A 19,889-nucleotide genomic window follows, 5' to 3' on the forward strand; every position below is an offset into this window, starting at 1 on the left:
TGTCCCATTCGGCCATCACGCCGGCGGGTCCAAGATGGGCATCCTTGCCGACAAGAGGGACCTGACATGCGCGCGATGCGACCGACCCTGCTGGCGATGGCGATCTGCGCCCTGTGCGCCTGCTCGCCCGCCCCGACCGATTCCCAGGCCGCCACCGACCAGGCGCCGGACATCGCGGCGACCCCGGCGGAGCCGGTGATCGGCATCGACATCGCCGGCATGGAGACCAGCGTGCAGCCGGGCGACGACTTCGAGGCCTATGCCAACGGCGGCTGGCGCGAGACCACCGAGATCCCGGCCGACCGCGCCAGCACCGGCATCTTCCTGCAGGTGTTCAACAAGGCCGAGCAACGCACCGCGGAGCTGGTGCAATCGATCATCGACGGCGATCCGCAACCCGGCAGCGACGAGCGTCGCATCGCCGACTACTACGCCGCGTTCATGGACACCGACACCATCGAAGAGCGCGGGCTGGAACCGGTGCAGCCGCAACTCGACGCCATCGCCGCGATCGACGACCGCACCGCGCTCGCCGCCTACCTCGGCGAGCACCTGCGCGCCGACGTCGACCCGCTCAACGCGACCGACCTGCACACGCCCAACCTGTTCGGCCTGTTCGTGACCCAGGGGCTGCAGGATCCGGAGCACAACCGCCCCTACCTGCTGCAGGGCGGCACCGCCATGCCCAGCCGCGACTACTACGTTTCCGGCGACAAGGCGATGCAGGACATCCGCGGCAAGTACCGCGAGTACATGGCAGCGCTGCTCGAACAGGCCGGCATCGAGGACGCCGACGCGGTCGCGAAGCGCGCCTACGCGCTGGAGGAGCGGATCGCGAAGGCGCAGGCCACCATCATCGAGACCCAGGACGCGCACAACGCCGAGGCCTGGGCGATGGATGCCTTCGCCGAAAAGGCGCCGGGACTCGACTGGGCGACGTACTTCCGCGCCGCCGGCCTGCAGGACCAGGACACGGTGATCGCGTGGCAGCCGGAGGCGATCGCGCGGCTGTCGAAGCTCGTCGCCGACGCGTCGCTGGAGGACTGGAGGGCCTGGGCGACGTTCCATGCGCTCAACGAGGCCGCGCCGCTGCTGCCGAAGGCCTACGCCGACCTGTCGTTCGGCTTCTTCGGCACCACGCTCAGCGGCGTGCCGCAGCAGCGCGCACGCGACAAGCGCGCGCTGGCCGCGGTCGGCAACGCGCTCGGCGACGCCATCGGCCAGCGCTACGTGCAGCGCTACTTCCCGGCGTCGTCGCGCGCGGAAGTGAAGCAGCTGGTGGACAACCTGCTCGCGGTGTTCCCGGAGCGCATTGACGCGCTCGACTGGATGAGCGAGGAGACCAAGGCGGTCGCCAAGGAGAAGGTGCGCACGATGCAGGTGAGCGTCGGCTACCCCGACACCTGGCGCGACTACTCCGGGTTCGAGGTGCGCGCGGACGACGCGCTCGGAAACGCCCAGCGCGCCGCGCTGGCCGAGTACCGCCACCAGCGCGGCAAGCTCGGCAAGGCGCCCGACCGCGGCGAGTGGTGGATGACCCCGCAGACGGTCAATGCGGTGAACCTGCCCTTGCAGAACGCGCTGAACTTCCCGGCCGCGATCCTGGAGCCGCCGTTCTTCGACCCGAACGCCGACGATGCCGCCAACTACGGCGCGATCGGCGCGGTGATCGGGCACGAGATCGTGCACGGCTTCGACAACCTCGGTGCCGACTTCAACGCGCAGGGCAAGCTCGAGAACTGGTGGAGCGAGGAGGACATGGCCCACTTCGAGGAGGCCGGGCGCAAGCTGGCGGCGCAGTACGACGCCTACGAGCCGCTGCCGGGCCTGCACATCAACGGCGAGCAGACCCTGGGCGAGAACATCGCCGACCTCGCCGGCCTCGAGGTCGCGTACCAGGCCTACCTCAACTCGCTCGGCGGCGAGCCGGCGCCGGAGCTGGAAGGCTTCAGCGGCCAGCAGCGCTTCTTCATCGCCTTCGCCCAGGCGTGGCGCAACAAGGCGCGTGACGAGGCGCTGCGCGGGCAGGTGGTGGGCGGCGTTCACTCGCCCGGCCGCTGGCGCGCGCAGACCGTGCGCAACATCGACGGCTGGTACGAGGCGTTCGATCCGAAGCCGGGCCAGGACCTGTACCTGGCGCCGGCGGAGCGCGTGCGCATCTGGTGATGCGCGCGGCGGGGCCGCCGGCGGGCGCCACTCAATGCGAGTGGTACCCGCTGTCGGCCTCGATCTTGCCGCGGAACACGCTGTACGACCACCAGGTGTAGCCGAGGATCGCCGGCAGCAGGATCACGATGCCGACGCCGAGGAACACCAGCGACGACGACGGCGAGGCCGCGTCCCAGATGCTCATGTCCGGCGGGATGATGTTCGGCCACATGCCGAGCACCAGCCCGGCGAAGCCGAGCCCGAAGAAGCTCATGGTGAGCACGAACGGATGCCAGTCGCGGCCTTCCGCGGCGGCCGCGCGCCACAGCGCCCAGGCGTTCCACAGCGCCAGCAGCGGCACCGGCGCCAGCCACCAGAAGTTGCCGCCCTCGAACCAGCGCGCCATGATCCGCGAGTCGAGGAACGGCAGCCAGGCGCTGACCAGTCCCATGAACGCGACCACCACCAGCACCAGCGGCCGGGTCATGGTGCGCGCGAGCCGGTGCAGCGACCCCTCGGTCTTCAGCACCAGCCAGCCGGCGCCGAGCAGGGCGTAGCCGAACACCAGCGCCACGCCGGTCATCATCGAGAACGGGCTGAACCACGCGAACGCGGAGGCGAAGCCGGGGCCGGCGTCGCGCGGCAGGCCTTCGACCAGCGCGCCCAGGATGACGCCCTGCGAGAACGCCACCACGATCGAACCAACCGAGAACGCCGCGCCCCAGAACGGCTTCCCGCGGGTCGCCTTGAACCGGAACTCGAAGGCGACGCCGCGGAAGATCAGCGCGATCAGCATCATCAGCACCGGCAGGTACAGCGTCGACAGCAGCAGCGCGTAGGCCGGCGGGAACGCCGCCAGCAGGCCGGCGCCGCCGAGCACCAGCCAGGTCTCGTTGCCGTCCCAGATCGGCGCGGCGGTGTTCATCATGTGGTCGAGCTGGGCGCCGTCCTCGGCGAACGGCGCGAGGATGCCGAGGCCGAGGACGAAGCCGTCCAGCAGCACGTACATCAGCACGCCGAAGCCGATCACGCCGAACCACAGCACCGGAAGCACGAGGTCGAGGCTCATGACTGCACCTCCTGCCGGGTGGCGGGCGCGTCCACCGGTTCGTCGGGCACCGACAGCGGCCGCGCCGGCGTCTTCTCGCCGCCGCGGGTGTCCTTGGGCGGTTGCGGCACCGGCCCGACCAGCATCAGCTTGCGCAGGTACCAGATGCCGGCGCCGAAGATCACCGCGTAGGCGATCGCGTAGACGATGAGCGAAGTCATCACCGCGGCCGCGGCGATGTTCGGGCTGACCGCCTCGCTGGTGCGCAGCAGTCCGTAGACCACGTACGGCTGGCGCCCGATCTCGACCACGTACCACCCAGCGAGCAGGGCGATGAAGCCCGACGGGCTCAGCAGCCGCCAGCCGTCGAGCAGCCAGCGCGAGGTGGCCAGGGTGCCGCGGCGCAACGCCCACAGCGAGCCCCAGGCCAGCACCAGCATCAGGATGCCGATGCCGACCATGACCCGGAACGACCAGAACACCGGCGCCACCGGCGGCCGCTCCTCGGGCGGCACCGCGGTCAGCGGCGGGAAGGTGCCGTTCCAGTCGTGGGCCAGGATCAGCCCGCCCAGGCGCGGCACGGCCACCTCGTAGTCGTTGCGTTCCGCCTGCGCGTCCGGCAGCGCGAACAGCACCAGTGGCGTTCCCTCGCCGGGCGCGCCCTCGTGCCAGTGCGCCTCGATCGCCGCCAGCTTCACCGGCTGGTGCTCGGCCACGTTGAGCCCGTGCAGGTCCCCGGCGAGGATCTGCAGCGGCACCGCGATCGCCGCGAACACCACCGCGTGCTTCAGCATGCGCACGGCCGCGTCGCGGTGCTCGCCGCGGCGCAGGTACCAGGCGCTGACGCCACCGATCACGAAGCAGGTGGTGATGAACGCCGCCAGCACCATGTGCGCCAGGCGGTACGGGAACGACGGGTTGAAGATGATGGCCCACCAGTCGGCGGGCTGGAAGAAGCCGGCGGCGTCGATCACGTGCCCCTGCGGCGTCTGCATCCAGCTGTTGGCGGAGATGATCCAGAAGGTCGAGAGCAGGGTCCCGAGCGCGACCATGCAGGTGGCGAAGAAGTGCAGCCGGTCGGAGACCCGGCGCCAGCCGAACAGCATCACCCCGAGGAAGGTCGCCTCGAGGAAGAACGCGGTCAGCACCTCGTAGCTCAGCAGCGGCCCGAGGATCGCGCCGGCGCGCTCGCTCAGCACCGCCCAGTTGGTCCCGAACTGGAAGCTCATGACGATGCCGGAGACCACGCCCATGCCGAACGACACCGCGAAGATCTTCAGCCAGAAGAAGTAGATGTCGCGCCAGCGGTCGTCGCGGGTGCGCAGCCAGCGCCATTCGACGAAGGCCAGCCAGTGCGCCAGGCCGATGGTGAAGGCCGGGAACAGGATGTGGAAGGTGATGACGAAGCCGAACTGGATCCTCGACAGCAGCAGTGCGTCCAACACGGGCCTCTCCCCGCGGCGCGGGGGACTGCGCCGCACGCCCATTGTGCGCCCCGGCCGTTACCGCGACGTCCACGCCGCGCACACGACTTCCGGCCGGGGCGCCGCGCGGGCCCAGCCGCTAGAATCGCGCGGTCGCCTTGCGCCTGACCGGGGAACCCGCCGATGCGTCGTCCGTTGCCGCTTGCCGCCTTGCTGCCCGTGCTTCTGTCCAGCGTGCTTCTGTCCAGCGCGCCCAGCGCTTTCGCCCAGGCCCTGCCCGCGCCGGCGCCGCCGCTGACCCTCGAGCAGGTGATGGCCGATCCGGACTGGATCGGCAACGCGGTCGAGGACTACTGGTGGGCCTGGGACGGGCGCGCCGCGCAGTACGAGCGCAAGCGCGAGGGCGGCATCGTCCGCGATGCCTGGCAGGTGCCGGTGGACGGCAGCAGCGCGCCGCGGCTGGTCGAGGGCGCCGAGCGCGCCACGCTCGACGCCTCCGGCGCGGTCTACGACGCCACCCGCACGCGCATGGCCTTCGTCCGCAACGGCGACGTGTTCGTGCGCGACCTGCGCAACGGCGCGCTGCTGCAGGTGACCCGCAGCAACGACCAGGAATCGCGTCCGCGCTGGGGCGACGACGGCTCGCTGGTGTGGCGGGTCGGCAACGATTGGTACCGGCGCACGCCGGGCGGTGCGGTGGTGCAGGCGGCGGTGATCCGCGCCGAGGACGCACCGGGAACGCCGCCGGACGAGGACGCGCTGCGCGAGCGCCAGCTGCGGCTGATCGACACCCTGCGCGAGGATCGCGCCCGCCGCGACGCCGCGCGCGAGCAACACGACGCCTGGCGCGCCGCCGATCCCACCCGCGCGCCGGCGCCGGTGTACCTGGGCGACGAGGTGCAGGTCGCCGACAGCGCGCTCTCGCCCGACGGACGCTGGCTGCTGGTGGTGACCACCGAGGCCGGCGCCGACACCGGGAAGGCCGGGAAGATGCCGCGCTACGTCACCGAGTCCGGCTACGAGGAGTTCGAGGAAGTGCGCACGCGGGTCGGCCGCAACGCGCCGCTGCCGCACACGCTGTGGGTGGTGGACATGGCCGACGGCGAGCCGCGCAAGCTGGACTTCGGCGTACTGCCTGGGGCCGGCGAGGACCCGTTGGCCGGGCTCCGCGCCGCCGCCGGCAAGAAGCCGCTGCAGGGCCACCGCGCGATCCGGGTCGAGACCGACGGCGACGGCACCGGCCCGGCGATCCACTGGTCGGGCGACTCGCGCCAGGCCGCGGTGCTGCTGCGCGCGGTGGACAACAAGGACCGCTGGATCGCGACCGTCGGCCCGGAGAACGCCACCCTGCACAGCCGCCACCGGCTGCGCGACAACGCCTGGATCAACTGGGGCTTCAACGATTTCGGCTGGCTGCCGGACAACCGCACGCTCTGGTATCTGTCCGAGGAGAGCGGGCATTCGCACCTGTACACACTGGATACCGCAGGCAGCGGCGGCGCCGTGCAGCACACGCGCGGGCAGTGGGAGGCCTCGCGGCCGGTGCTCGCCGCCGACGGGCGCGGCTTCCTGGTGCTCTGCAACCGCGCCAGCCCGGTGGACTACGAAGTCTGCGAGGTGCCGCTGGAAGGCGGCGACGTGCGCGAACTGACCGCGCTCGACGGCGTCGAGTCGTTCACGCAATCGCCCGACGGAACCAGGCTGCTCCTGCGCTATTCCGCCGACTACCTGCCGCCGCAGCTCGCGGTGGTCGACGCGCGCGGCGGCACCGCGCGCGCGCTCACCGACACCCGCACCCCCGAGTTCCGCGCCGTCGACTGGATCGAACCGCAGCGCGTGCAGGTGCCGTCGCGGCACGGCGCCGCGCCGATCTGGGGCAAGTACTACGGCCCGGCCAACCCGGAACCGGGCAGGCGCTACCCGATCGTGATGTTCGTGCACGGCGCCGGCTACCTGCAGAACGCGGACATGCACTGGCCGGAGTACTTCCGCGAGCAGATGTTCCACAACCTGCTGGTGCAACGCGGCTACATCGTGCTCGACCTCGACTACCGCGGCTCCGAGGGCTACGGCCGCGACTGGCGCACCGCGATCTACCGCAACATGGGCCACCCCGAGCTCGAGGACTACCTCGACGGCCTCGAGTGGCTGGTGGCGGAGAAGCAGGGCGACCGCGACCGCGCCGGCATCTACGGCGGCAGCTACGGCGGCTTCATGACCTTCATGGCGCTGTTCCGCGAGCCGGGCGTGTTCAAGGCCGGCGCCGCGCTGCGCCCGGTGGTGGACTGGGCGCAGTACAACCACGAGTACACCTCGAACATCCTCAACACGCCCGAGCTCGACCCCGAGGCCTACCAGCGCTCCTCGCCGATCGAGTACGCCGAGGGCCTGCAGGACGCGCTGCTGATCGCGCACGGCATGATCGACGACAACGTGTTCTTCAAGGACACGGTGGACCTGGTGCAGAAGCTGATCGAGCTGCGCAAGCACGACTGGTGGGTGGCGCCGTACCCGCTGGAGCGGCACGGCTTCACGCACGCCGACGCCTGGTACGACGAGTATCGGCGCATCCTCGAGCTGTTCGACGAGCACGTGAAGGGCGATGGCTGACTTCGATTCCGTCCGCGACTACCTGACCGGGCTGCAGGACCGCATCTGCGCCGCGATCGAGGCCGCGGACGGCCAGGCGCGCTTCGCCGAGGACCGCTGGGAGCGCAAGGAAGGCGGCGGCGGGCGCACGCGCGTGCTGCGCGACGGCGCCGTGTTCGAGCAGGCCGGGATCGGCTTCTCCGACGTCTCCGGCTCGAAGCTGCCGCCGTCGGCCAGCGCCTCGCGGCCGGAACTCGCGGGCGCCTCCTGGCGCGCGGCCGGCGTCTCGCTGGTGTTCCACCCGCGCAATCCCTACCTGCCGACCACCCACGCCAACGTCCGCCATTTCACCGCCCGGCGCGACGGCGAGACCGTGGCCTGGTGGTTCGGGGGCGGCTTCGACCTGACCCCGTTCTACCCGTTCGACGAGGACGTGCTGCACTGGCACCGCGTCGCCCGCGACCTGTGCGAGCCGTTCGGCGGCGAGGAGCGCTACCAGGCGCACAAGCGCTGGTGCGACGAGTACTTCTACCTCAAGCACCGCAAGGAGACGCGCGGCGTCGGCGGCCTGTTCTTCGACGACCTGCACGGCGACTTCGACAGCGACTTCGCCTACATGCGCGCGGTCGGCGACGGCTTCCTCGACGCGTACCTGCCGATCGTCGAACGTCGCCGCGATACCCCTTACGGCGAGCGCCAGCGCAACTTCCAGCTCTACCGCCGCGGCCGCTACGTCGAGTTCAACCTGGTCTACGACCGCGGCACCCTGTTCGGCCTGCAGTCCGGCGGCCGCGCCGAATCCATCCTGATGAGCCTCCCGCCGCAGGTCCGCTGGGAATACGGCTACTCACCCGAACCCGGCAGCCCCGAAGCCCGCCTCGCCGACTACCTCCGCCCCCGCGACTGGCTCACCGAACTGTAGGAGCGGCGCTCGCGCCGCGACCCGCTACGACGACTTCGCATCCTTCATCCCGAGGACCGTGATCGTCCCGTCCTTCTCCAGCACCGCCAACCGGATCTTGTTGATGGACGGCACGCTGTGGTCCCGCATCGCCTCCTGCAGGTCGTCCCGGGTCAAGTCCGCCTTCTTGAGCGCTTCCTCGAACACCGTGCCGTTCCGCGCGAGGATGTCCTCCTTGCCCTCGACCACCAGCGCCACCGATTCGCTGCGCGCGGTGACGAAGCCGACCAGCCGGTTCCACGCCAGCAGCGTGAACGCCAGGATCAGCCCGCCCTGCAGCGATTCGTCGCCCGCGATCATCGAGCCCTGCACCGCATCGCCCAGCAGCACCAGCACCAGCAGGTCGAACGGCGTGAACTGCCCCACCGTCCGCTTGCCCGATACCCGCAGCAGCGCGAGCAGCACGAAGTACACGATCGACGCCCGCAAAACGATCTCCCACCACGGGATCTTCAGCTCCAGCCACTCCGACACAGCCCAGCTCCCAGTCCGACAAGGCCACCACTAAGCGCCACCCCGCGTGGGCGACCCATGAAGTCCGGACCGACCGCGAAGTCCCATGGCTGAGAGCCCCCCTTCCCAAGGGGGGCGCGCCGACAGGCGCGGGGGATGTCAGCACTAGCCGGGGCCCAAAGTTTTGGCCAACGCAGCAGTCGATTGCGCGAGAACCACCCGAGCCAAAACTTTGGGTTTTTATGCGTCGCCAAAAGGCGGCGCATAAAAAAGCCCCGCATAGCCAGGGGGAAGGCTAGCGGGGCCGGGGAACGGAACCTGGGGAGGGGTTTCCGTTCCGGGATCACTCCAGGGGAGGGGAGATGATCTCTGCGACGGACCTTGCATCCGTCGCGGCCTATATGACCAGAACCGACATGGATGGTTCGTGAAGATCGCGACCACTGAACCGGCGGGTTCAGGAATGATTCAGAAGGGCCGCCTGAATGGGGTTTTGGCCGCCCGGAGGCCCCTCAATGGGCCTCGTCCCAGTCCTTTCCGACCCCGGAATCGACCACCAGCGGCACCCGCAATTCGGCCGCCGCCGTCATCCGCCGGGGGACCTCGGCCAGCAGGGCCTCGACGAAGCCCTCGTCGACCTCGAACACGAGCTCGTCGTGGACCTGGAGGACCATCAGCGCACGCTCGCGATGGCCTGCCAGCCAGCCGTCGATGTCGATCATCGCGCGCTTGATGATGTCGGCCGCGGTGCCCTGCATCGGCGCGTTGATCGCCGCGCGTTCGGCGCCCGCGCGCAGGCCCTGGTTGCGCGCGTGGATGTCGGCCAGGTACAGGCGCCGGCCGAACACCGTTTCCACGTAACCGCGGTCGCGCGCCTGCTGGCGCGTGCTCTCCATGAAGTCGCGCACGCCGGGGTAGCGGCTGAAGTACAGCGCGATGTAGTCCTGCGCCTCGCCGCGCGCGATCCCGAGCTGCTTGGCCAGGCCGAACGCGCTCATGCCGTACATCAGGCCGAAGTTGATCGCCTTGGCGGCGCGGCGCTCGTTGGCGTCCACGGCGTCGATCGGCTTGCCGAACACTTCAGCCGCGGTCGCGCGGTGGATGTCGGCACCGGACTCGAACGCGCGCAGCAGCGCCGGGTCCTGTGACAGGTGGGCCATGATCCGCAGCTCGATCTGCGAGTAGTCGCAGGCGACGATGCGGCGCCCCTCCGGCGCGACGAAGGCCTTGCGGATGCGGCGCCCGTCCTCGGTGCGGATCGGGATGTTCTGCAGGTTCGGGTCGCTGGACGCAAGCCGCCCGGTGGCGGCGCCGGCCTGGTGGAAGCTGGTGTGGACGCGGCCGTCGTCCGGGTTGGCCATGCCCGGCAGCTTCTCGGTGTAGGTGCTGCGCAGCTTGGCCAGGCCGCGGTAGTCGAGGATCACGCGCGGCAGCGGGTGCTGGTCGGCGATCGCCTCCAGCGCCTCCTCGTTGGCGGAGGGTTGGCCGGAGGGCGTCTTCACCAGCGCCGGCAGCTTCAGCTCGTCGTAGAGCAGCGCGCAGACCTGCTTGGGCGAGTCCAGGTTGAAGGTACGGCCGGCCAGCTCGGTGGCCTTCTGCTGCAGTTCGAGCATGCGCCGCGACAGGTCGGCCGACTGCCGGCGCAGCTCGTCCATGTCCACCAGCACGCCGTTGGCCTCGATCCGCTCGAGCACCGGCACCAGCGGGATCTCGATCTCGCGGTAGACGCGATCGAGCGCCGGCTCCTCCGCCAGCTTCGGGCGCAGCGTGCGGTGCAGGCGCAGGGTGACGTCGGCGTCCTCGCCGGCGTAGCGGGTGGCGTCGTCGATCGCCACCGCCGGGAACGGGATCTGCTTGGCGCCCTTGCCGGCAACGTCGGCGTAGGTGACCGTCCTGTAGCCGAGGTAGCGCATCGCCAGCGAGTCCATGTCGTGCCGGGTCGCGGTGGCGTTGAGCACGAAGCTCTCCATCATCGTGTCGTCGTTGTAGCCGCGCACCTCGAGGCCGTGGCAGCGCAGTACATGCAGGTCGTACTTGCCGTGGTGGCCGATCTTGCGCTTTCCAGGATCAGTGAACGCCGGGCGTAGCGCGTCCAGTACTTCCTGCAGCGGCAGCTGCGCCGGCACGCCGGGATAGTCGTGGCCGACCGGGATGTAGGCGGCCTTGCCCGGCTCCACCGCCAGGCTCAGGCCGACGAGCTTCGCGCACAGCGCGTCGAGCGAGTCGGTCTCGGTGTCGAAGGCGAACTCCTCGGCGGCGTCCAGCCTTGCGACCCAGGCGTCGAGCTGCGCGCGGGTGAGCACGGTCTCGTGCTCGCCGGGGGCGGACAGCGCCGGGTCGATCCCGGGCGCCGGTGCAGCCGCGGCGCGCGCGTAGCCGGCGGCGGTCGAGCGCATCGCGCCGGGCTTGCCGGCCGCGCCCGGGGCGGGCTCGGCGGCAGCGTTGCCCTCTAGCTCGCGCAGGGCCTGGTTGAAACCGTAGCGCGTGTACAACGCGCGTAGCGCCTCGACGTCACGCGGGCGCAGCGCCAGCGAGCGCGCCGGCGCGTCCAGCGCGACGTCGGTCTTGATGGTGACCAGCTCGCGGTTGAGCGGCAGCCGCTCCAGCCCGGCGCGCAGGTTGTCGCCGATCTTGCCCTTGATGCCTTCGGCCGCGGCGATCACGCCGTCGAGGTCGCCGTGCTCGTTGAGCCACTTGGCCGCGGTCTTGGGGCCGCACTTCTCGATGCCGACGACGTTGTCGATGGCGTCGCCCATCAGCGCCAGCAGGTCGACGATGCGCGCGGCCGGCACGCCGAACTTGGCGACGACCGCCTCGTCGCTGTCCAGCTTGCTGCCGCTCATGGTGTTGACCAGCTCGATGCGGCCGCCGCTGGGGAACGCCTGCACCAGTTGTGCGAAGTCCTTGTCGCTTGTGGAGATGGTGACGTGGCTGCCCTCGCGCGCCGCCTCCAGCGCCAGGGTGCCGATGACGTCATCGGCCTCGACCCCGGGGATGCTCAGCATCGGGAAGCCGAGCGCCTGCACGATGTCGCACATCGGCTGGACCTGCGCGCGCAGGTCGTCGGGCATCGGCGGGCGGTTGGCCTTGTACTCGGGATAGAGGTCGTCGCGGAAGGTCTTGCCGGGGGCGTCGAGCACGAAGGCGGCGCAGTCCGGCTGCTCCTTGAGCGTGGCGCGCAGCATGTTGACCACCCCGAACAGCGCGCCGGTGGGCTCGCCGGCGGCGTTGGACAGCGGCGGCAGCGCGTGGAAGGCGCGGTACAGGTAGGACGAGCCGTCGATCAGGACGAGGCGGTGCGGGGTCTGCTCGGGCATGCACCGATTCTACGCGGCGGGGCGGGGCATAATCGGGTGGACCCGCCAAGGAGCCCCGCCATGCGCTTACTGCTGCCGTCCGTCGCCGTGCTGCTGCTGGCCGCCTGCGCCAGCAGTGGCGAAGCCCTGCCGGTGCCGCAGACCGCCGGCGACCCGCCGCCGGTCCCGGAAGGCGCGGTCGAGGCCGTGCGCACCGCCGACAACGGCGACGTCATCCACGAGTACCGGGTCGGCGGCCAGCTGGTGATGGTGAAGGTGGTGCCGACGCGCGGCGTGACCTACTACATCGTGGACCGCGACGGCGACGGCCGCCTGGATCCGCGCGAGGAAGCGCCGGTCACCTGGTTCAAGCTCTACGGCTGGTAGGCGGACGCGCTAGCCGCGCGGCCCGCCCATCACCGGCAGCACCACCCCGTTGACGTACGAGGCACACACCGGCGCCGCCAGGAACACGTAGGCCGGCGACACCTCCTCCGGCTGCGCCGGCCGGCCCATGTCGCTGTCCTGCCCGAACTTCGCGACGTCCTCCGCGGGCCGGTCGGCCGGATTCAGCGGCGTCCACACCGGCCCCGGCGCGACCGCGTTCACGCGGATTCCGCGCCCGAGCAGGCTGGTCGCCAGCGACTTGGTGAAGGCGTGGATCGCGCCCTTGGTCGCGGAATAGTCGAGCAGCTTGCCGTTGCCGAAGATGCCGGTCTCCGAGCCGGTGTTGATGATGCTGGCGCCCTCGGTCATGTGCGGCAGCGCGGCGCGCGCCATGTGGAAGTAGCCCGCGATGTTGGTCTGCAGGGTTTCCTGCAGGTGCTCGTCGGTGATGTCCTCGAGCGCGTGCGCGTGCATCTGGAAGGCGGCGTTGTTGACCAGCACGTCCAGGCGTCCGAACGTGTGCACGACCTCCTTCACCACGGCCTCGCAGGCGCGCGGGTCCTTCACGTCGGCGGCCAGCGCGATGCAGCGCGCGCCCTCGGCCTCGACGTGGCGCCTGGTGTCGGCGGCGTCGCGGTCCTCGCTGAGGTAGGTGATGGCGACGTCGGCGCCCTCGCGCGCGAACAGCACCGCCACCGCGCGGCCGATGCCGGAGTCGCCGCCGGTGACCAGCGCCACCATGCCGTCGAGCTTGCCGCTGCCCCGGTAATCCGGGGCCAGGAAGCGCGGCTGGGGATCGAGCGCGTGTTCCTGCCCGGGCTTGCGCTGGCGCTGCTTCGGCAGCGGATTCTCCGGCTGCCGGCGCGGCCCGGCCTGCACCGCCGGCTTGGACTTGCCGGCCTTCTTCGCGGCTTTCTTCGCCGCCTTCTTCGCGGCCTTCTTCTTCGCGTTCCGGGGATCGATGTCGCGCTGGATGCCGCGCTGCTTCGACGCCGCCTGCGTTGGCTTTCCGCTCGGGCTGGCTTTCCTGGTGGCCATCGTCGGCTGCTTCCTGACTGGGGTCCGGGAAACGCTAGCCGGCGTTGCGTCCACGGTGCGTGACACGGGCTTCACGGTGGCTTCGCAGGCAGTTCATGGCCGCCGCCGCAGCATCGGCGGCAACGGACCGAGGAGGACCGAGCCATGCCGTACAAGCGACTGAACGACCTGCCCGAACCGGTGCAGGACCACCTGCCGAAGCACGCGCAGGAGATCTACAAGGAAGCCTTCAACAGCGCCTGGGACGAATACCAGGACCCGGACGAGCGCCGCGGCGACGCCAGCCGCGAGGAAACCGCGCACAAGGTGGCGTGGTCGGCGGTCAAGGAGAAGTACGAGAAGGGCGACGACGGCGACTGGCACAGCAAGTCATAGCGGTTGCAGGTTCGCGTAGGCCAACACCAGCCACTTGCTCCCGGCCTCGTCGAAGTTCACCTGCACGCGCGCGTGCGCGCCGTTGCCTTCGACGTCGGTGACGAAGCCGGTGCCGAACTTGGGATGGCGCACGTTCTGGCCGACGCTGATGCCGGGCGATTCGACCGGCGCGTGGCCGCGGTCGCGCCGCGGCAGCGACGAGGCCATCGGCCGTGACACGTTCACCCGCGGCCGCACCTCGTGCAGCAGCGGCGCCGGGATCTCGCGCAGGAAGCGCGAGGGGATGCCGTACATGTCGGCGCCGTGGATGCGGCGCGCCTCGGCGTAGCTCAGCACCAGCTTCTGGCGCGCGCGGGTGATGCCGACGTAGGCCAGGCGGCGCTCCTCTTCCAGCCGCCCGCTCTCTTCCAGCGAACGTCCGCTGGGGAACAGGCCTTCCTCGAGCCCGGCCAGGAACACCAGCGGGAACTCGAGTCCCTTGGCGCTGTGCAGGGTCATGAGCTGGACACCGTCCTCGCCCGCCTGGGCCTGTCCCTCGCCCGCCTCGAGCGCGGCGTAGGACAGGAACGCGACCAGCTCGCTGAGCGCCGCCGATTCCTCGTCGTCGTCCCGTTGCACGAAGCGCGAGGCGACCGAGACCAGTTCGTCGAGGTTGTCGGTGCGCGAATCCAGCGAACCCTTCGACTCCGCGGCGTAGTGCGCGCGCAGCCCGCTGCGCGCCAGCACGTGGTCGATCTTCTCCTGCAGCGGCAGTTCCGCGACCTCGGTGTCCAGCGCGTCGATCAGCGCCAGGAACGTGCCCAGCGCGTTGCGGGCGCGCGCCGCCAGCGCGTCGCCGGTGGCGCAGCGGCGCGCGGCCTCCCACAGCGACACGCCGTCCGCGCGCGCGCGCTGGCGCACCTCGGACAGGGTGCGCTCGCCGATGCCGCGGGCCGGGGTGTTGACCGCGCGCTCGAAGGCGGCGTCGTCGTCGCGGTTGGCGACCAGGCGCAGGTAGGCGAGGGTGTCCTTGATCTCGGCGCGCTCGAAGAAGCGCATGCCGCCGTACACCCGGTACGGGATCTCCTCGCCCAGCAGCGCCTCTTCGAAGGCGCGCGACTGGGCGTTGCTGCGGTACAGGATCGCGGTGTCGCCATGGGAGCCGCCGTCGCGCACCCACTGGCGGATGCGCTCGACCACGAAGCGCGCCTCGTCGATCTCGTTGTAGGCCGCGTAAAGGTCGATCGGCTCGCCTTCGCCGCTGTCGGTCCACAGCTGCTTGCCGAGGCGGTCCGGGTTGTGCGCGATCACCGCATTGGCGGCGTTGAGGATGTTGGCGCTGGAACGGTAGTTCTGCTCCAGCCGCAGCGTGGTCGCGCCGCCGCCGTTGGAAGACCCGAAGTCGGCGAGGAAGCGCTGCACGTTCTCCACCTTGGCGCCGCGCCAGCCGTAGATCGCCTGGTCGTCGTCGCCAACCACGAACACGTGGCCCTCGGCGCCGGCCAGCACGCGCACGAACGCGTACTGGATCGCGTTGGTGTCCTGGAACTCGTCCACCAGGATCTCGCCGAAGCGGCGCCGGTAGTGCGCCAGCAGCGCGGCGTTGTCGCGCAGTAGTTCGTGCGCGCGCAGCAGCAGCTCGGCGAAGTCCACCAGCCCGGCGCGGTCGCAGCGCTCCTGGTAGAGCGCGTAGGCCTTTTGCATCGCTTCCAGCCAGGCGTCGCCGGCGGCCGGCTGCAGGTGCTGCGGGCGCCGGCCCTCGTCCTTCTGGCTGTTGATCCACCACGCGATCTGGCGCGGCGGGAAGCGCGCCTCGTCGAGCTCGAGCTGCTGCACCACGCGCTGGACCAGGCGCAGCTGGTCGTCCGAATCGAGCACCTGGAAGCCTTCCGGCAGCTTCGCTTCCTGCCAGTGCAGGCGCAGCAGGCGATGGCAGAGGCCGTGGAAGGTGCCGATCCACATGCCGCGCGCGCCCGGCCCGGGGCCGTCGCGCTGCAGCAGCTGCTCGGCGCGGCCGCGCATCTCGGCGGCGGCCTTGTTGGTGAAGGTGACCGCGAGGATCCCGTGCACCGGGACCCCGTGCACCTCGTGCAGCCAGGCGATGCGGTGGGTGAGCACGCGGGTCTTGCCCGAGCCCGCGCCGGCCAGCACCAGGTAGTGCCCGGCAGGCGCGGTCACGGCCTCGCGCTGGGCCGGGTTCAGCCCGTCGAGCAGGTGGGAGACATCCATCGCGCCATTCTAGCGGCGCGGGTTCTTCCTCAGGCCGGGTTCTTCCTCAGGCGTGCTGCTCGCGCCGGCTGGTGGTCGCGTGCATCACCTTGTCGGTGTAGGCGATGCCGACCGCGGACAGGATGAACACGCAGTGGATGATCGTCTGCCACAGCACGCCGGCCTCGCTGAAGCGGGTGCACGCCGTGCCGGCGGGCACAGAGGCGCACACCGGCAGCCCCAGGGTGCCGGCCTCGATGAAGGTCTTCAGCAGGTGGATCGAGGAGATGCCGATGATCGCCATCGCCAGCTTGACCTTCAGCACCGAGGCGTTGACGTGGCTGAGCCACTCCGGCTGGTCCGGATGCCCCTGCAGGTTCAGGCGCGAGACGAAGGTCTCGTAGCCGCCGACGATCACCATCACCAGCAGGTTGGAGATCATCACCACGTCGATCAGCCCGAGCACGATCAGCATGATGTCCTGCTCGCTCAGGGTCACCGCCTCGTGGATCAGGTGCCACAGTTCCTTGGCGAACAGGAACACGTACACGGCCTGGGCCAGGATCAGGCCGAGGTACAGCGGCAGCTGCAGCCAGCGCGAGGAGAAGATCAGGGCGGACAGCGGGCTCAGGGGGCGCGGGGCGACCGCGGGGCGGGCTTCGGACATGGTGGCGTTTTTCGGGCGGAAAGCGCGCAAGGGTAAACGCCCGCCCGTGTCCCGCGCTAGGCTGGTGGGCCCCACACCGCGAGGAGCCCGCCATGATCGAGCTGTACTACTGGCCCACCCCCAACGGCCACAAGGTCACGCTGCTGCTGGAGGAACTGGCCGAGGCCGGCGCGCCGCTGGAATACCGGATTGTGCCGGTGGACATCGGCAAGGGGGCGCAGTTCGAGCCGGCGTTCCTGCGGATCTCCCCGAACAACAAGATGCCGGCGATCGTCGATCACGCCCCCGAGGGTGGCGGCGAGCCGCTCAGCGTGTTCGAGTCCGGCGCGATCCTCGAATACCTGGCCGACAAGACCGGGCACTTCCTGCCGCGCGACCTGCGCGGCCGCTGGGAGACGCTGCAGTGGCTGTACTGGCAGGTCGGCGGGCTCGGCCCGATGACCGGGCAGCACGGGCACTTCAACGTCTACGCGCCGGAGAAGGTGCCCTACGCGATCGAGCGCTACGGCCGCGAGGCCGAACGCCTGCTCGGGGTGCTCGACAAGCGCCTGGCCGGCCGCGCCTTCATCGCCGGCGACGAGTACACGATCGCCGACATGGCCGCCTACCCGTGGATCAACCCCTACGACAAGGCGCCGCTGGACCTGCAGCCGTTCCCCGAACTGCGCCGCTGGCACGCCGCCATCGCCGAGCGCCCCGCCACCAGGCGCGCCTACGCCCTGTCCAAAACCGTCAACCCCAACGCCGGCCAACCCATGACCGACGACGAAAAGAAGATCCTCTTCAACCAGCGCGCTCGGTGACACATTCTTTTGGCCACAGATTCCACAGATTGAAAAGGATCTAAAAACATTGGGCCCGCGCGAGTTGACGCTCGCGCGGGCCCAATCCTTTTTTAATCTGTGGAATCTGTGGCTAGAAGCTTCTGTCAGTTCGCCGGCGGTTGCATCCGGTACTCGGCCGGCGGGGTGTTGCCGGCGAGGTGCTGGACGAAGTAGTCCCAGCGGCGGCGCATGATGTACGGGGTGTCCTTGCCGTAGCCGTGGCGGGCGTTGGGCAGCATGATCAGGTCGAAGTCCTTGTTCGCCTCGATCAGCGCCTTGACCACCAGCAGCGTGCTCGACGGGGGCACGTTGTCGTCCAGAGTGCCGTGGGTCAGCATCAGCTTGCCCTTGAGGTTCTTCGCGTAGCGCCAGTTGGCCTGGGTGTCGTAGTTGGTGCTGCCGTCCTCGTTGGTGACCAGCAGGCCCTGCCACTTCTCGGCCCAGTCGTCCTCGTAGTTGCGGTTGTCGTGGTTGCCGCTCTCCGACCAGCCGACCTTGAAGAAGTCCGGGTAGTGGAACATCGCGCCCGCGGTGGCGTTGCCGCCGCCGGAGTGGCCCCAGATGCCGACCCGGTCGATGTCGATCCACGGATGGCGCGCGGCCAGCTGCTTCAGCGCGGTGACCTGGTCGGGCAGGGTGTTGTCGGCAATGTCGCCGGCGTAGGCGTCGTGGAAGGCCTTGCTGCGCCACGGCTGGCTGCCCATGCCGTCGATCGCGACCACGATGAAGCCCAGTTCGGCGAGCGCCTGGTGGTCGCCCTGCGCCGGCGAGAAGCCGTAGCCGCGCACCGAGCCGGCCTGCGGGCCCGGGTACACGTAGTCCACGATCGGGTAGCGCTTCGACGGGTCGAAGTCGGTGGGCTTGAACATCATCCCGTAGAGGTCGGTGGTGCCGTCGCGGCCCTTGACCGTGAACTCCTCGGGCGGCACCCAGCCGGTGGCCAGCAGGCGCGAAATGTCGGTCTCGGCGACGGTGGCGACGGTGCTGCCGTCGTTGCCGCGGCGCAGGACGGTGACCGGCGGCACCGAGGACGTCGAGTACGCATCGACGAAGTAGGTGCCGTCCGGGGACATGGTGATCGCGTGGTCGGCCGCCTCGGGAGTCAGCAACTGCGGCTCGCCGCCGTCCAGCGAGACCTTGAACAGCTGCCGGTAGTACGGGTGCAGTCCCGGGGTGCGGGCCACGCCCTCGAACCAGACGGTGCGGCTGTCGGCGTCCACGTGCACGACCTTGGTGACGTTGCCGTCGCCCGTGGTCACCGCGTGCTTCAGCTTGCCGCTGGTGGCGTCGTACAGGTAGAGGTTGCCCCAGCCGTTGCGCTGGCTCCACCACAGGATCTCGTCGCTGCCGGGCAGGTAGCGCCAGTTGATCGCGTTGATGCCGCTCTCGAACCAGGTCGGCACGTGCTCGTGCATCACCTCGCGGACCTGGCCAGTCGAGACGTCGGCGATCCGCAGCCAGACGTCCTTGTGGTCGCGCGAGCTGGACGCGAACGCGAGGGTCCTGCCGTCCGGCGCCCACTGCACGTCCTCCCAGCCGCCGAAGCAGCTGACGTCGTCGCACTGGGTGGAGCGGTGCTGGTCCGGCGGCATCTGCAGCCGCACCATGGAGCGGGTCGGGACGTCGATCACCACGCGCTCGATCATGGTGACGTGCTCGTCGCCGACCAGCGGGTACTTCCAGCGCTCGACCTCGGGATGCCCGACCACGGTCTTCACCAGCACCATCTCGCCGGTCCGGCGCTGGTCCTGCTGGAAGGTCGCGATCTTCGATGAGTCGGGCGACCACACCAGGATCGCGCGGTCGCTGTGGGTCCAGCCGGCGTTGTCGGTGGCGTAGCCGTAGTCGGTGCTGCCGTCGGTGGTGAGCTGGGTCTCCTCGCCGGTGGCGATGTCGCGCACCCACAGGTTCCAGTCGCGGATGAAGGCCTCGGAGCGGCCGTCGGGGGAGCGCACGCCCGGCTCCTCGCCGCCCTTGCGCGCGACCTCGGTACAGCCGCCGGCGTCGGCGTCGCACAGGTAGCGGGTGCCGCGGAGGTCGATCTCGAAGCCGCCGTCGTCGCGGATGCTGAACCCGGTGACCGGCAGCTTGTCGGCCTTCACCGGCTTGCCGGTGGCCCTGGCCAGCGCCGCGGCCAGGCGGTCGCGGTCGAACGCGAAGCCGGCCTGGCCGGTGCTGGCGTCCATCACCCGGAAGCTGTCGCCACCGGCGTCGTGGTCGCGGTACCAGAAGCGGTCGTCGCCGAGCCAGGTGACGCGGGTGACCATGTGGTCCACCAGCGGCGTGGTGTTGTAGCCGACGAAGCGCTCGGCGCGGGCGTAGTCGGCGTCGGTGAGGACCTTGCCCTGCGCGGCCGCCGACGCCGGCAGCAGGGTGGCGGCGGCGAGCAGGGCGCCCGCCAGCATCGTCTTGGTGTGGTGCATTTGCATGTTCCCCGCGACGCGGGCCGGGCATCGCCTGCGCCGATGCTAACCCGGGGTGCGGGGCGCCGA

14 protein-coding genes are annotated in these 19,889 nt (G+C 70.3%); 6 read left to right on the top strand and 8 right to left on the bottom strand.

The window, feature by feature from the left end; all coding sequences use genetic code 11:
- The first annotated feature begins 66 nt into the window (after nucleotides 1-66).
- Entirely contained in the window at nucleotides 67-2,166 is a 2,100-nt protein-coding gene (locus E4F25_RS08775; protein WP_140909769.1) for a M13 family metallopeptidase, read from the top strand.
- 31 nt (nucleotides 2,167-2,197) lie between these two features.
- Here E4F25_RS08775 and cydB read toward each other — a convergent pair whose 3' ends face one another.
- Both cydB and E4F25_RS08785 read right to left on the bottom strand, forming a co-directional pair.
- Nucleotides 2,198-3,217, bottom strand: a complete 1,020-nt coding sequence (gene cydB / locus E4F25_RS08780; protein WP_140909770.1) for a cytochrome d ubiquinol oxidase subunit II — start codon at nucleotides 3,215-3,217, stop codon at nucleotides 2,198-2,200.
- Nucleotides 3,214-4,638, bottom strand: coding sequence for a cytochrome ubiquinol oxidase subunit I (locus E4F25_RS08785; RefSeq protein ID WP_140910396.1), 1,425 nt, complete (start codon nucleotides 4,636-4,638; stop codon nucleotides 3,214-3,216). Before E4F25_RS08785 ends, cydB begins: the two co-directional genes overlap by 4 nt.
- A gap of 165 nt (nucleotides 4,639-4,803) precedes the next feature.
- Here E4F25_RS08785 and E4F25_RS08790 point away from each other — a divergent pair, with 165 nt between their 5' ends.
- Nucleotides 4,804-7,230, top strand: coding sequence for a S9 family peptidase (locus tag E4F25_RS08790; RefSeq protein WP_140909771.1), 2,427 nt, complete (start codon nucleotides 4,804-4,806; stop codon nucleotides 7,228-7,230).
- Entirely contained in the window at nucleotides 7,223-8,131 is a 909-nt protein-coding gene (hemF, locus tag E4F25_RS08795) for an oxygen-dependent coproporphyrinogen oxidase (protein ID WP_140909772.1), read from the top strand. The genes E4F25_RS08790 and hemF overlap by 8 nt, the downstream gene beginning before the upstream one ends.
- 24 nt (nucleotides 8,132-8,155) lie before the next feature.
- Here the strand turns inward: hemF and E4F25_RS08800 are convergent, their stop codons facing one another.
- On the bottom strand, nucleotides 8,156-8,644 hold the full coding sequence (locus E4F25_RS08800) for a DUF421 domain-containing protein (RefSeq protein ID WP_140909773.1): 489 nt from the start codon (nucleotides 8,642-8,644) through the stop codon (nucleotides 8,156-8,158).
- A 491-nt stretch (nucleotides 8,645-9,135) separates the two neighbouring features.
- Nucleotides 9,136-11,940, bottom strand: a complete 2,805-nt coding sequence (gene polA, locus E4F25_RS08805; protein ID WP_140909774.1) for a DNA polymerase I — start codon at nucleotides 11,938-11,940, stop codon at nucleotides 9,136-9,138.
- A 60-nt stretch (nucleotides 11,941-12,000) separates the two neighbouring features.
- On the opposite strand from polA, the gene E4F25_RS08810 reads away from it, so the two are divergent.
- On the top strand, nucleotides 12,001-12,306 hold the full coding sequence (locus E4F25_RS08810) for a DUF2782 domain-containing protein (RefSeq protein WP_140909775.1): 306 nt from the start codon (nucleotides 12,001-12,003) through the stop codon (nucleotides 12,304-12,306).
- A 9-nt stretch (nucleotides 12,307-12,315) separates the two neighbouring features.
- On the opposite strand, the gene E4F25_RS08815 is transcribed toward E4F25_RS08810, so the two are convergent.
- Nucleotides 12,316-13,344, bottom strand: a complete 1,029-nt coding sequence (locus tag E4F25_RS08815) for an SDR family oxidoreductase (RefSeq protein ID WP_140909776.1) — start codon at nucleotides 13,342-13,344, stop codon at nucleotides 12,316-12,318.
- Nucleotides 13,345-13,488: 144 nt separating this feature from the next.
- On the opposite strand from E4F25_RS08815, the gene chaB reads away from it, so the two are divergent.
- Nucleotides 13,489-13,719: a putative cation transport regulator ChaB gene (gene chaB, locus E4F25_RS08820; RefSeq protein ID WP_140909777.1), complete on the top strand. Its 231-nt coding sequence runs from the start codon at nucleotides 13,489-13,491 to the stop codon at nucleotides 13,717-13,719.
- On the opposite strand, the gene uvrD is transcribed toward chaB, so the two are convergent.
- Both uvrD and E4F25_RS08830 read right to left on the bottom strand, forming a co-directional pair.
- Nucleotides 13,714-15,927, bottom strand: a complete 2,214-nt coding sequence (gene uvrD / locus E4F25_RS08825) for a DNA helicase II (protein WP_140909778.1) — start codon at nucleotides 15,925-15,927, stop codon at nucleotides 13,714-13,716. The two genes, chaB and uvrD, sit on opposite strands and share 6 nt — an antisense overlap.
- A gap of 46 nt (nucleotides 15,928-15,973) precedes the next feature.
- Nucleotides 15,974-16,573, bottom strand: coding sequence for a TIGR00645 family protein (locus E4F25_RS08830; protein WP_140909779.1), 600 nt, complete (start codon nucleotides 16,571-16,573; stop codon nucleotides 15,974-15,976).
- A 92-nt stretch (nucleotides 16,574-16,665) separates the two neighbouring features.
- Between E4F25_RS08830 and E4F25_RS08835 the strand changes: the two genes are divergently transcribed.
- Entirely contained in the window at nucleotides 16,666-17,376 is a 711-nt protein-coding gene (locus tag E4F25_RS08835; RefSeq protein WP_140909780.1) for a glutathione binding-like protein, read from the top strand.
- Between the two features lie 125 nt (nucleotides 17,377-17,501).
- On the opposite strand, the gene E4F25_RS08840 is transcribed toward E4F25_RS08835, so the two are convergent.
- The gene (locus E4F25_RS08840) at nucleotides 17,502-19,820 is read right to left on the bottom strand and encodes a S9 family peptidase (protein WP_140909781.1); all 2,319 of its coding nucleotides are present in this window, start codon (nucleotides 19,818-19,820) and stop codon (nucleotides 17,502-17,504) included.
- Nucleotides 19,821-19,889 lie beyond the last annotated feature (69 nt).

Source organism: Cognatiluteimonas lumbrici, assembly GCF_006476065.1.
Lineage (GTDB): Bacteria > Pseudomonadota > Gammaproteobacteria > Xanthomonadales > Xanthomonadaceae > Cognatiluteimonas > Cognatiluteimonas lumbrici.

Bases quoted from the DNA above. Each gene is read 5' to 3' on its own strand.
- uvrD (WP_140909778.1), bottom strand. From the start codon at position 15,927: ATGGATGTCTCCCACCTGCTCGACGGGCTGAACCCGGCCCAGCGCGAG.
- E4F25_RS08840 (WP_140909781.1), bottom strand. From the start codon at position 19,820: ATGCACCACACCAAGACGATGCTGGCGGGCGCCCTGCTCGCCGCCGCC.
- hemF (WP_140909772.1), top strand. From the start codon at position 7,223: ATGGCTGACTTCGATTCCGTCCGCGACTACCTGACCGGGCTGCAGGAC.
- E4F25_RS08810 (WP_140909775.1), top strand. From the start codon at position 12,001: ATGCGCTTACTGCTGCCGTCCGTCGCCGTGCTGCTGCTGGCCGCCTGC.
- polA (WP_140909774.1), bottom strand. From the start codon at position 11,940: ATGCCCGAGCAGACCCCGCACCGCCTCGTCCTGATCGACGGCTCGTCC.
- E4F25_RS08835 (WP_140909780.1), top strand. From the start codon at position 16,666: ATGATCGAGCTGTACTACTGGCCCACCCCCAACGGCCACAAGGTCACG.
- cydB (WP_140909770.1), bottom strand. From the start codon at position 3,217: ATGAGCCTCGACCTCGTGCTTCCGGTGCTGTGGTTCGGCGTGATCGGC.
- chaB (WP_140909777.1), top strand. From the start codon at position 13,489: ATGCCGTACAAGCGACTGAACGACCTGCCCGAACCGGTGCAGGACCAC.
- E4F25_RS08830 (WP_140909779.1), bottom strand. From the start codon at position 16,573: ATGTCCGAAGCCCGCCCCGCGGTCGCCCCGCGCCCCCTGAGCCCGCTG.
- E4F25_RS08815 (WP_140909776.1), bottom strand. From the start codon at position 13,344: ATGGCCACCAGGAAAGCCAGCCCGAGCGGAAAGCCAACGCAGGCGGCG.
- E4F25_RS08775 (WP_140909769.1), top strand. From the start codon at position 67: ATGCGCGCGATGCGACCGACCCTGCTGGCGATGGCGATCTGCGCCCTG.
- E4F25_RS08790 (WP_140909771.1), top strand. From the start codon at position 4,804: ATGCGTCGTCCGTTGCCGCTTGCCGCCTTGCTGCCCGTGCTTCTGTCC.